Here is an 11,643-nt window from a genome sequence, read left to right on the forward strand (position 1 = left end):
CGTCAGCGTCCCGCCGCGTAACCCTGCATGCCGCGCGGGTTGGCGGCGGCGCGGCGGCGCCGACCGACGCGCGAGGCCGCGGTGAGGCGACCTTCGGACCAGTCGGGGCCGACCTCGACGATATGCCCGCGTTCGCGCAAATTCTCGATCGTTGCCTTGGGCACGCGGTTCTCCACGACGAGCACGCCGGGGCGCGCGGTGCGCGGCCAGAACGAGATCGGGAAGTGCTCGGAATGCCAGGCCGGCGCGTCGATCGCCTCCTGCAGATTGAGATTGCAGTGGACGTGCCGCAGGAAGAACTGGGTGATCCACTGATCCTGCTGGTCGCCGCCGGGCGAACCCCAGGCCAGATACGGCTCACCGTCGCGCAGCGCCATGGTCGGCGAGAGCGTGGTGCGCGGCCGCTTGCCCGGCGCTAGCGAAGCCGGGTGGCCTTCCTCCAGCCAGAACATCTGCGCACGGCTTCCGAGGCAGAAGCCGAGCTCGGGAATCACGGGTGAGGATTGCAACCAGCCGCCCGACGGTGTCGAGGAGACCATGTTGCCAGCTTTGTCGATGATGTCGAAATGCACGGTGTCGCCGCGCACCTCGCCGAAGCGTCCCACCGTCGGCTCGCCGGCGCCGAGCGCGCCGATTGCCTCACGCTGACCCTCGGCGCGGCGCAGCTTGACCTCGCCGCCAAAGCCCTCGACAGAGCCGGGCCGGAAGTCGAGCGAGGCTCTATCGGTGACGAGCTTGCGGCGCTCGTCGTTATAGGCGTCCGACAGGAGAGTTCCGATCGGGATCTCGTTGAACTTGGGATCGCCGTAGAACTTTTCACGATCGGCAAAGGCGAGCTTGGCGCATTCGATCTGGAGATGGATGAATTCCGGCCCGGTCGGATCGAGCCCGTCGAGCGCAAAGCCCTTCAGCAGCGCAAGCTGTTGCAGCGTCACAGGGCCCTGGCTCCAGACGCCCGCCTTGCAGACGGTGTAGCGGCCATAGTCGTAGGTAAGCGGGGTCTCGATGGTTGGCTGCCAGCGAGCCATGTCGTCGGCCGAAAGTACGCCGCGATGGGGGGAGCCGCTGACGTCCATCACCTCGTGGGTACGGCAGAACTTGTCGACGGCTTCCGCGACAAAGCCTTGCGACCAGGCCTCTCGCGCACGCTCGATTTCGGCGTCGCGGCCACCGCCGCCGCTCTCGGCTTCGCTCAGGATGCGCGCGTAGGTCGCCGCCAGCGTCTTGTTGGTGAAGAGCGTGGCGGGCTTCGGCACTTCGCCATTCGGCAGGTAGATCGCGGCTGACGTCGGCCAGTATTTCCGGAACAGCTGCTCGACGGTCTGGATCGTGGCGCAGGCCCGCTCGACGAGCGGATAGCCGTCACGCGCGTAGGAGATCGCGGGCTCAAGCACGTCGCGCACCCGCATCGTGCCATAGTCCCGCAGCAGCATCATCCAGGACTCGAACGTGCCGGGGACGCAGGCCGCGAGCAGGCCGGTGCCGGGCACCATGTCGAGGCCTTCGTTCTTGTAGTGGGCAATAGTGGCGCGCGCCGGCGCGGGACCCTGGCCGCAGATCACCTCGGTGCGGCCGCGCTTGACGTCATGCACGATGATCGGCACGTCGCCGCCCGGGCCATTGAGATGCGGCTCGACCACCTGAAGCGTGAACGCGGTGGCGACGCCGGCATCGAAGGCGTTGCCGCCCTTTTCCAGAATGGCCATACCGACGGCCGTTGCGATCCAGTGGGTGGTGGCGACCACCCCGAACGTGCCTTCGATCTCAGGTCTGGTCGTGAAGGGATCGGGATTGATGTTGCTGGCCATGGAATTCGTTACCTCAGTTGCGGCGCGCAATTGATCACAGGCGATGCCGGCCTGCCAATGCACGGGCCGCATGGCACGCGCGCGTCACGCTGGCACCGGCGCGGTGTTAACCGCGTGGCAGGCGACGCCGTCGATCAGTTCCGGGGCTTCCCTGCGGCAGAGATCGAACGCCAGCGGACAGCGCGGGTTGAAGGCGCAGCCGGAGGGCGGGTTGATCGGGTTCGGGATCTCGCCCTTGACCGGAATGCGTTGGCGGCCGCTCATCGCGAGGTCGGGCACGGCGCCCAGCAGCATCTTGGTGTAAGGCATGCGCGGGCGGGCGAACAATTCGCGTCCTTCCGCGATCTCGACGATACGGCCGAGATACATCACGCCGACCCGGCTCGCCATGTGGCGGACCACGGCGAGGTTGTGGCTGATGAACATATAGGTCAGGCCGAACTTGTCCTGCAGATCCCGCATCAGGTTCAGGATCTGCGCCTGCACGGAGACGTCGAGCGCGGAGGTCGGCTCGTCGCAGACGATGAATTCGGCATCGGAGGCGAGCGCCCGCGCGATCGCGATGCGCTGACGCTGGCCACCGGAGAATTCGTGCGGATATTTCAGCCGGTCGTCGGGGTGCAGGCCCACGAGGCTGAGCAGCTCACCGACGCGGGCCTGGATGTCGCGCTCGCCCTGGATCAGGTCGAAGGCGCGGATCGGCTCGGCGATGATGGCGTCGACCCGGAAGCGCGGGTTCAGGCTCGCGTAGGGGTCCTGAAAGATCATCTGGATGCGGCGCCGCAGTCTGCGGCGTGCCGGCGCCTGCCGCGGGTCGGTCATCGAGACGCCGTCGATCAGCACGTTGCCGGAGCTCGGCGGCAGGAGACCGACCACCATTCGCGCCACCGTGGTCTTGCCCGAGCCGGATTCGCCGACCAGCGCAAAGGTCTCGCCTTTCCTGATGTCGAAGGTGACGCCATCGACGGCCTTGAGATATTCGAGATGACCGCCTTCGAGCACACGGTTGAGCCAGGGCTTCGAGACGTCGAAGACACGGCGCAGATTTCTGACCTGGACATAGGGAGCGTTCATGCCGCGCTCTCCGTCGGTACGCTGTCATAGAGATGGCACGCGACCGATTGCGCGCCGCGTGGCAGCGGGTCGGGCCGTTCGACCCGGCAGCGATCGAAGGCGAAGGCGCAGCGCGGATTGAAGGAGCAGCCGCGCGGGATCGCGGACAGGCGCGGCATCGAGCCGGGAATTTGCACCAGGCGCTTGTCATCGCCCGCGAGCGTCGGGATCGCGCCCATCAGGCCCTTGGCGTAGGGGTGCAACGGGGTCTTCACGACGTCCTGCACCGGGCCGATTTCGGCGACGCGGCCGGCATACATTACCGCGACGCGGTCGGAGGTTTCCGCGATCACGCCCATGTCGTGCGTCACGAGCATCACGGCGGTGCCGTGGTCGCGTCCGAGCCGCTTGATCAGCGAGATGATCTGCGCCTGCACGGAGACGTCGAGGGCGGTGGTCGGCTCGTCCGCGATGATCAACTCCGGCTCGGCGCAGATCGCGAGCGCAATCACCACGCGCTGGCGCATGCCGCCGGAGAATTCGTGCGGATAGCCGTCGATGCGTTTTTCCGGCGCGGGGATTCCGACCTCGGCCAAGAGGTCGATGGCGCGACGACGCGCAGCCTGCTCCGACAAATCGAGGTGGGTGCGGATCGTCTCCACGATCTGATCACCGATCCGGTACAGCGGGTTGAGCGAGGTGAGGGGGTCCTGGAAGATCATGCCGATGCGTTTGCCGCGGATGCGGCGCATCTCCTCGGGCGGCAGATTGTCGATGCGCAGCCCGGACAGGCGGATCTCACCACCGGCGATGCGGCCGGGCGGATCGATCAGGCCGATCACCGAAAGCCCGGTGACGGATTTGCCGGCACCGGATTCGCCGACCACGCCCAGCACCTCGCCCTTGGCGATGTCGAAGGAGACGCCGTCGATGGCGCGCAGCGTGCCGCGGCGGGAGGCGAACTCCACCTGAAGATTGCGGACGGAAAGGACGGGTTCGGTCATGGGTGCGGCGTATTCATCTGAGTTTTGGGTTGAGTGCGTCGCGCAGCCAGTCGCCGAGCAGGTTGATGGACAGGATCAGCGCGGCAAGCGCGAGGCCGGGGAACGCGACGATCCACCATTCGCCCGCAAACAGATAATTGTTGCCGATGCGGATCAGCGTGCCGAGCGAGGGCATGGTCTCGGGCATGCCCGAGCCGAGGAAGGACAGCGTCGCTTCGGTGATGATGGCGAGCGCGAGATTGATGGTGGCGATGACGAGGATCGGCCCCATCGTGTTCGGCAGCACGTGGCGCAGCATGATCACCGGAGCAGGAAGGCCGATCAGCTGCGCGGCGGCGACATAGTCCTTGTTCTTTTCGACCATGACCGAGCCGCGCACCGTGCGGGCATATTGGACCCAGAAGCTCAGGCCGATCGCGAGCACGAGCACGCCCAGCATGCTCATCTCGTCGAGCCTGTTGCCAAGCACCGATTTGGCGATGCCGTTGATCAGCAGCGCGATCAGGATCGCCGGGAAGGAGAGCTGTACGTCGGCGATGCGCATGATCAGGCCGTCGACGGCGCCGCCGAAATAGCCCGCCGTCAGCCCGAGCAGGATGCCGAGCGCGCCGGAGAAGAGGACGCCGAGCACACCGACGAACAACGAGATCCGCAGGCCGTAGAGGATTGCGGAGAACACGTCTCGGCCCTGCTCATCGGTGCCGAGCAGGAATGGGCTCTGCCCGTCGGCGGTCCACAGCGGGGAGATGCGCGAATTCAGCAACTGGAGCTGGGCCGGATCGAACGGATTTTGCACGGCAAGCACTGAGGCGAAGATTGCGAGCAGGAAGAACAGCAGCGTGACGCCGGCCGCGATCATGGTGATCTTGGAGCGGCGGAACGAGTAGAACAGATCGCTGTCGAGCGCGCGCCTGAACCAGCCTGGGGAGGCGCGCGAGCCGCGATCCTCGACTTTGTGGGGGACGACTGCCTCGCTCATCTCAGTGCGCCCGGCTGACCGTCGAGCGCAGACGCGGATCGACGATGGTGTAGAGGATATCAACCACGAGATTGATGGTGACGAAGATCAGGGACACCATCATCAGATAGGCGGCCATGATCGGGATATCGACATTCTGTACGGCCTGCACGAACAACAACCCCATTCCCGGCCACTGGAACACGGTCTCGGTGATGATCGCGAATGCAATGACCGAGCCAAATTGCAGGCCAGCGACGGTAATGACGGGAACCAGGGTGTTCCGCAGCGCATGACCGAAATGGATCGCACGCGTGGTCAGTCCGCGAGCGCGGGCGAAGCGGATGTAGTCGGTGCGCATCACTTCCAGCATCTCGGCGCGCACCAGCCGCATGATCAGCGTCAACTGGAACAGGCCGAGCGTGACCGAGGGCATGATCAGCGCCTTCAGCCCCGACAGCGTCAGAAGGCCAGTCGTCCACCAGCCGATACGCACGACCTCGCCGCGCCCGAAAGAGGGCAGCCAGCCCAGCGTCACCGAGAACAGGTAGATCAGGAGAATGCCGATCAGGAAGGTCGGTAGCGAGATGCCAATCAGCGAGATCGCCTGGAACGCATGGGCGAGCCAGCTGTCGCGGCGGAGCGCCGAATAGACCCCCATCAGGATGCCGCAGACCATCGCGAAGATGGTGGCGCAGATCGCCAGCTCCAGCGTCGCCGGCATCCGCTCCGACAGGAGCTGCGATACGGGCAGCCGGAACTGGTAGGAGACACCGAATTTGAACTGCGCGGCATTGGCGACATAGCGGCCGAACTGCACGATCACGGGATCGTCGAGCCCGAGCGACTGGCGGATCGCGGCGCGTTCGGCGCCCGAGGTGTCCATCGACACCATCTGGTTCACGGGATCTCCGGCGAAGCGGAACATCGAGAACGAGATGATCCCGACGGCGATCATGACGCCGATGGCCTGGATGGCCCGGCGAAGCGTGAAAGCGAGCATCTCTTCCTTTCACATTCCTTCAGGGGCGCGCATCGTCGCGTCGCCCGAAACGGAAAGTGCCGGAAGCCGAGGCTTCCGGGACTTCACAACTCGCTGGCACCTACTCGTCCTGCTTGGTGGCCCAGTAGAGCAGGACCTGATTGTCCGCACGCTGAACCAGTTTCACTTTCTTGGACACGCCCCAGGCGAGCGCCTGCTGATGCAGCGGAATATAGGCCCAGTCCTTGTTGCCAATCTCGAACGCCTGCTTGATCAGCAGATTGCGCTTGGTCATGTCGGGTTCTACTAGAACCTTGTCGGTGAGCTCGTCGAGCTGCTTGTTGCAATAGCCGCCGAGATTGGCCTCGCCGCGGTTGGGATCCTTGGGATCGTCGCGGCAGCCCATGATGTCGTGCAGCACATTCTGGGAATCCATCGTGGCCGGCGTCCAGCCCAGCAGGAAGAAGGACGTCTTGTAACCGCCGGGCTTCAGCACCTTGGCGAAATATTGCGCCTTCGGTTGCGCCAAGAGGTTCACCTTGACCCCGATGCGGGCGAGCATGCCGACCACGGCCTGACAAATCGCGGCGTCATTGACGTAGCGGTCGTTCGGGCAATCCATGGTGACCTCGAAACCATCGGGGTAACCTGCTTCCGTCAGCAGCTTCTTGGCGCCATCGAGATCGAATTTCGGCCGCGTGAACTCCTTCGACAGCGGATAGAGCTCCGGCGCGATCATCAGCGCGGACGGAGTGGAGAGCCCGCGCATGACGCGGTTCTTGATCAGCTCGACATCGATCGCCTTGTAGAAGGCCTCGCGGACGCGGATGTCCTTGAACGGGTTCTTGCCCTTGATGTTCGAGAACAGAAGCTCGTCGCGCGACTGGTCCATGCCGATGAAGATCGTGCGCAGTTCCGGCCCGGACAGCACCGTCGCATTGGGGCTGGCATTGACGCGCTGGATGTCCTGGATCGGAACCGGCTCGATCACGTCGACCTCGCCGGACAACAGCGCGGCCACGCGCGTGGCGTCCGATGCGATCGGGGTAAACACGATCTCCTTGAGATTATGTTCCGGCTTCTTCCAATAGTTCGGATTGGCCTTGAACACGGTCTTCACGCCGGGCTGATGGCTGTCGATCATGAAGGGGCCGGTGCCGTTGGCGTGCAGTGAGGCATAGCTCGGCGTCGTGGCCGCGGCCGGCGTCGGTGCCACCGCATTGTTCGCCTCCGCCCATTTCTTGTCCATGATGTACCAGACGTCCCATTGCCCTATGAGGATGGGATTGGGCGAACTGAGGATGAAATCGACGGTGTAGTCGTCGACCTTGACGACCTTGGCGTCTGCGGGGAGGCGGTTCAGCAGGTTGGAGCCCTGTGCGCGCACGCGCTCGGCGGAGAACACCACGTCGTCGGCGGTGAAGGGATCGCCGTTGTGGAACTTGACGCCCTTGCGCAAATGGAAGCGCCAGCGGGTTGGCTCCGGCGTTTCCCAGCTTTCGGCCAGCGCCGGAATGATTTTCAGGTCCTTGTCGCGTTCGACCAGACCCTCATAGACGTGACCGAGATGGGCGTGGGTGGTGCTTTCGTTCAGCGTGTACGGATCGAGTGATTTGAGCTCGCCCTGGTTGGCGTAACGCAGCGTCTGGCCCGACGCTGGCGAGAGCGTCAACGCGAGCATACCGGCGAGCGTCGCCGCAAACAGACTACGACCTACTGACATCCGTGACCCTCTCCACACTGCCACGCCGGTGATTTTTGATTGTTCGGCGGGCTTATTGATCCATGTTGCCCAGAGTTGCTGACCCGTGCAAGCGCCATTCCAGCAAGGAACGCGCCAACTTGCGCCGCTGTGCAGCAATGCTGACCAACAATGAAGAGGGCGGGCGGCTGTGGGCAGACATTCGACTTTCGGCCCATGAGGTCCCAGAATGGCGGCACCCCGGCCGTCCGTCCGGACTCTCGTCGGGGATGCGCCCGGCGATCTCAGCGCATTCGTGCGGAGCGATTTGATTGACCATATCCGCCGATTGCCGAAACCGGCGGTCTGCCGCTTGCGTCAGGTCGCTTGCGTCGCACACCAAGTCGCGGCGATACTGGGCCAGCCGCCCGAATCCGTTTCTTTAGGAGGGGACATGAAGGTTAACATCGAAATCGACTGCACCCCCTTAGAGGCCCGTCAGTTCTTCGGATTACCCGACGTTGCGCCGATGCAGACGGCGGTGATGGACAAATTGCAGCAGCAGGTGCTGAGCAACATCGAGAAGGTCTCGCCGGAATCGCTGATCCAGAGCTGGTTCTCCTTCGATCCGAAGCTTGCCGAGCAGTTTCAGAACATGTTCGTGACGATGGCCGGTCTCGGCGGCACCCGCAGCAGCGATAAGAAGAAATAATGCCGCCCGAACCGGACGGAGCCCTGGCGTCAGGCCGGCTTCGTCCGCCGGGCCTCGGGCTGCTGTTTGCCGAAGCACGCGGCCTGTTCGAATTCAATGCCAGCGTCCTCTTGTCGCCCCTTCTGATGCGTGCGCCGAGAGGAGACGGCCATCCGGTGCTGGCGCTGCCGGGCTTTCTGGCCAGCGATCTCTCGATGGCGCCGATGCGGCGCTATTTGAGCGAGCTCGGCTACGATACGCATGCCTGGCGGATGGGCCGCAATCTCGGAGGCCTGGAGCGGATGCGGGATGCGTTGCGCGCTCGCCTGGCCGAGATCCATGCCACGACGGGGCGCAAGGTGAGCCTGGTCGGCTGGAGTCTCGGTGGTGTCTATGCGCGCGATCTGGCGCTGCAGGCGCCCGACATGGTCCGCTACGTGGTGACGCTCGGCAGCCCCTTTGCCAACGACGTGCGGGCAACCAATGCCACGCGGCTCTACGAAGCGCTGTCCGGCGAGCGCGTCGAGGATTTTGCCGAGCTGCGTGCGGCGATCGCCGGCGACCTGCCGGTGCCGGCGAGCTCGCTCTATTCGCGCGCCGACGGCGTCGTGAACTGGCGGACCTGTCTGTTACGCCCATCCGAGCGTGCCGAGAACATCGAGGTGTACCTTGCAAGCCACATCGGGCTCGGGGTGAATCCGGCCGCCCTGTGGGCCGTTGCGGATCGCCTGGCGCAACCGGAAGGGGAATTCTGGCCATTTGACCGGGAGGGGCCGTTTGCCATTGCATATGCCCCGCCGGAACAGGCAGTATCGGCCTGACGAGAAGCGCCAACCAAGGCGCCCGTTGGATTTGCGGGAGGGATTAATGGCTGACGGGAAGAAGCTGTCGTCACTGGATGCGTCGTTTCTCTATCTTGAAACGCCGGAAATGCCGATGCACGTCGGCAGCATGGCGATCTTTCGCCTGCCCGACGACTACAAGGGCGACTTCTTCGAAGACTTCAAGGCGATGATCGTCTCGCGCCTGCACATCGCGCCAATCCTCAAGGCGCGGCTGGAGAAGGCGCCGCTTGATATCGATCACCCGACCTGGGTCGAGGACGATCAGTTCGACATCGATCGCCACATCTTCCGCGCCAGCCTGCCTGCGCCACGCGACCGCGCCACGCTCGAGCGCATTGTCGGCTGGATGCATGCAAAGCTCCTGAACCGCGCCCGCCCGCTCTGGGAGTTCTACGTGTTCGAGGGCATGAAGGACAACGAGGTCGGGCTCTATTCCAAGATGCACCATGCCGCCATCGACGGCGGTGCCGGCGCGGCGCTGACGAACATGATCTACGATATCTCGCCGATCCCGCGGAAGGTCGAGCCGCCGACCGGCGGCGCGAAGCCCGGACAGGAGCCGCGCGACATCGCGGCGAACCTGCTCGATTCCTATCAGCAACTCTTCAGCCAGCCGCTCGATGCTTCGGCCGCCGCGAAAAACCTGCAATTGCCGCGCACCGGCAAAAGCGACATCGGCTCGATCCTGTTCGACAACGCGATGTACCAGATCGAGAGCGCGGTGCGCTTCGCCGGCAACATCCCGACCGTGCTCAAGAGCGTCTCCGACGTGCTCGGCAAGATCGCCGATCCGAGGTCGCGCGAGAGCCTCGCGAGCATGGTGTCGCCGCCGACCATGCTCAACAAGACCATCTCCTCGGAGCGCAGCTTCGCCGGCGTGTCGATTTCCCTGTCGCGGGCCAAGGCGCTCGCCAAGCAGGCCGGCGGCAAGCTCAATGACGTGGTGCTGGCTCTCGCCTCCGGCGTGGTCCGCCGCTACCTCCAGCAGTACGGCACGCTGCCGACGAAATCGCTCACGGCGGCGGTGCCGATTTCGCTGCGCGAGGAGGGTAACACCGAGGCCAACAACCAGGTGTTCGGCATGATCTGCTCGATCGCCACCAACATCGATGATCCCAAGGCGCGGTTGGAGGCGATCATCGCGCAATCGACCAAATCCAAGGAGATGTCTCACCCCTTGCGCGCCTTGATGCCGCAGGTCTCTAACATCTCGATGCTGGGCGCGCCGATCATGGTGCAGATCCTGGCCTTGCTCTACAGCCGCTCGAACCTCTCGGACGTGCTGCCGCCGGCAGCCAACATCACCGTCTCCAACGTGCCGGGTCCACGGCAGACGCTCTATGCCGCCGGTGCCGAGCTCCTGCACATCTTCCCGGTATCGATTTCGACGCACGGGCAGGCGCTCAACATCACCGTGCAGAGCTATCGCGACCAGCTCGATTTCGGCTTCATCGTCGGCGCCAACATCATTCCGCATGTGCAGGTGATGTGCGACATGCTGCCAGAGGAGTTCGCCGCGCTGGAAGCCGCCTACGCGCCGCCGGCAGCCGACGTCAAAGGCGCTGCTGAATAGGACGTTTGCAATGATTGAAATGCCGCAGCTTGAGTTCGTGCAGACGAACGGAATCCGCATGGGCTATTACGACGCGGGCCCGAAGAGCGACAAGCCGCCAATGGTGCTCTGTCATGGCTGGCCCGAGCTCGCCTTCTCCTGGCGCCACCAGATCAAGGCGCTGAGCGAAGCCGGGATCCGGGTGATCGCGCCCGACCAGCGCGGCTATGGCACGACGGACCGGCCCGAGCAGGTCGAGGATTACGACCTGGAACATCTGACCGGCGATCTCGTCGGGCTGCTCGATCATCTCGGGATCGACCAGGCGATCTTCGTTGGCCACGACTGGGGCGGCTTCGTCGTCTGGCAGATGCCGCTGCGGCATGCCGCGCGCGTCGCTGGCGTCGTCGGTGTCAATACGCCGCATTGGGACCGCGCGCCGGCCGACCCGATCACGCTGTTCCGCAAGCGCTTCGGCGATCACATGTACATCGTGCAGTTCCAGGATCCCGCGCGCGAGCCGGACAGGATCTTCGGCAGCCGCGTCGAAGAGACCTTTGATGCCTTCATGCGCAAGCCGGTTGCGCGGCCCGCGGGCGCGCCAGCCGAAGAGCCGATCGCCGGTATCGGGGCTTCGCCCCGGATCAACCTGGCGTTTCCGCAGATGATTGAAAATTACGATGCCAAGCATGATCCGCGCACGCCGATCCTGTCGGCGGAGGAGAAGAAGGTGTTCGTTGATACGTTCACCAGGACCGGCTTTACCGGAGGCATCAACTGGTACCGCAACTACACCCGCAACTGGCAGCGCTCCGAGGGACTGGACCATCACGTTAACGTGCCGTCGCTGATGATCATGGCCGAGAACGACGCGGTGCTGCCGCCGTCGGCGGCCGACGGCATGGAGAAGCTGGTGCCGGACCTGGAGAAATATCTGGTGAAGGACAGCGGCCATTGGACGCAGCAGGAGAAGCCGGAAGAGGTCAGCGCCAAGCTGATCGAATGGCGTAGAAGGCGGTTTGGCTAGCCCGTGATTGCGAGCGAAGCGAAGCAATCCAGAAATCTCACC

The 11,643-nt window shown here is 64.3% G+C and carries 10 protein-coding genes; 4 read left to right on the plus strand and 6 right to left on the minus strand.

The features are described 5' to 3' along the window. Positions 1-2: 2 nt before the first annotated feature. The 6 genes from K289_RS0103925 to K289_RS0103950 all read right to left on the minus strand — a co-directional run bounded on the left by K289_RS0103925 (position 3) and on the right by K289_RS0103950 (position 7,528). The gene (locus K289_RS0103925) at positions 3-1,808 is read right to left on the minus strand and encodes a gamma-glutamyltransferase family protein (protein WP_027550283.1); all 1,806 of its coding nucleotides are present in this window, start codon (positions 1,806-1,808) and stop codon (positions 3-5) included. Between the two features lie 84 nt (positions 1,809-1,892). Further along, positions 1,893-2,882, minus strand: coding sequence for an ABC transporter ATP-binding protein (locus K289_RS0103930; protein WP_027550284.1), 990 nt, complete (start codon positions 2,880-2,882; stop codon positions 1,893-1,895). Continuing rightward, entirely contained in the window at positions 2,879-3,865 is a 987-nt protein-coding gene (locus K289_RS0103935; RefSeq protein WP_027550285.1) for an ABC transporter ATP-binding protein, read from the minus strand. The genes K289_RS0103930 and K289_RS0103935 overlap by 4 nt, the downstream gene beginning before the upstream one ends. Before the next feature lie 13 nt (positions 3,866-3,878). Then, positions 3,879-4,844, minus strand: coding sequence for an ABC transporter permease (locus K289_RS0103940; protein ID WP_027550286.1), 966 nt, complete (start codon positions 4,842-4,844; stop codon positions 3,879-3,881). A gap of 1 nt (position 4,845) precedes the next feature. After that, the gene (locus K289_RS0103945) at positions 4,846-5,826 is read right to left on the minus strand and encodes an ABC transporter permease (RefSeq protein WP_027550287.1); all 981 of its coding nucleotides are present in this window, start codon (positions 5,824-5,826) and stop codon (positions 4,846-4,848) included. A 100-nt stretch (positions 5,827-5,926) separates the two neighbouring features. Then, positions 5,927-7,528, minus strand: coding sequence for an ABC transporter substrate-binding protein (locus K289_RS0103950; protein ID WP_027550288.1), 1,602 nt, complete (start codon positions 7,526-7,528; stop codon positions 5,927-5,929). 412 nt (positions 7,529-7,940) lie between these two features. Between K289_RS0103950 and K289_RS0103955 the strand changes: the two genes are divergently transcribed. Genes K289_RS0103955 through K289_RS0103970 form a run of 4 tightly spaced genes read left to right on the plus strand, consistent with a single transcriptional unit; the run spans position 7,941 to position 11,601 of the window. Beyond that, a complete protein-coding gene (locus K289_RS0103955) occupies positions 7,941-8,198 on the plus strand; it encodes a DUF6489 family protein (protein ID WP_027550289.1) in 258 nt (85 codons plus the stop codon). Further along, positions 8,198-8,998: a triacylglycerol lipase gene (locus tag K289_RS0103960; RefSeq protein ID WP_027550290.1), complete on the plus strand. Its 801-nt coding sequence runs from the start codon at positions 8,198-8,200 to the stop codon at positions 8,996-8,998. Before K289_RS0103955 ends, K289_RS0103960 begins: the two co-directional genes overlap by 1 nt. Before the next feature lie 46 nt (positions 8,999-9,044). Beyond that, positions 9,045-10,595, plus strand: a complete 1,551-nt coding sequence (locus tag K289_RS0103965; protein ID WP_027550291.1) for a wax ester/triacylglycerol synthase family O-acyltransferase — start codon at positions 9,045-9,047, stop codon at positions 10,593-10,595. A 10-nt stretch (positions 10,596-10,605) separates the two neighbouring features. After that, the gene (locus K289_RS0103970; RefSeq protein WP_027550292.1) at positions 10,606-11,601 is read left to right on the plus strand and encodes an alpha/beta fold hydrolase; all 996 of its coding nucleotides are present in this window, start codon (positions 10,606-10,608) and stop codon (positions 11,599-11,601) included. Positions 11,602-11,643: the final 42 nt, after the last annotated feature.

The sequence above is a fragment of the Bradyrhizobium sp. Cp5.3 genome (genome assembly GCF_000426265.1).
In the GTDB taxonomy this organism is placed as follows: Bacteria; Pseudomonadota; Alphaproteobacteria; order Rhizobiales; family Xanthobacteraceae; genus Bradyrhizobium; species Bradyrhizobium neotropicale.

Coding starts and splice junctions, on each gene's coding strand:
- K289_RS0103925 (WP_027550283.1), bottom strand. CDS start 1,808: ATGGCCAGCAACATCAATCCCGATCCCTTCACGACCAGACCTGAGATC.
- K289_RS0103930 (WP_027550284.1), bottom strand. CDS start 2,882: ATGAACGCTCCCTATGTCCAGGTCAGAAATCTGCGCCGTGTCTTCGAC.
- K289_RS0103935 (WP_027550285.1), bottom strand. CDS start 3,865: ATGACCGAACCCGTCCTTTCCGTCCGCAATCTTCAGGTGGAGTTCGCC.
- K289_RS0103940 (WP_027550286.1), bottom strand. CDS start 4,844: ATGAGCGAGGCAGTCGTCCCCCACAAAGTCGAGGATCGCGGCTCGCGC.
- K289_RS0103945 (WP_027550287.1), bottom strand. CDS start 5,826: ATGCTCGCTTTCACGCTTCGCCGGGCCATCCAGGCCATCGGCGTCATG.
- K289_RS0103950 (WP_027550288.1), bottom strand. CDS start 7,528: ATGTCAGTAGGTCGTAGTCTGTTTGCGGCGACGCTCGCCGGTATGCTC.
- K289_RS0103955 (WP_027550289.1), top strand. CDS start 7,941: ATGAAGGTTAACATCGAAATCGACTGCACCCCCTTAGAGGCCCGTCAG.
- K289_RS0103960 (WP_027550290.1), top strand. CDS start 8,198: ATGCCGCCCGAACCGGACGGAGCCCTGGCGTCAGGCCGGCTTCGTCCG.
- K289_RS0103965 (WP_027550291.1), top strand. CDS start 9,045: ATGGCTGACGGGAAGAAGCTGTCGTCACTGGATGCGTCGTTTCTCTAT.
- K289_RS0103970 (WP_027550292.1), top strand. CDS start 10,606: ATGATTGAAATGCCGCAGCTTGAGTTCGTGCAGACGAACGGAATCCGC.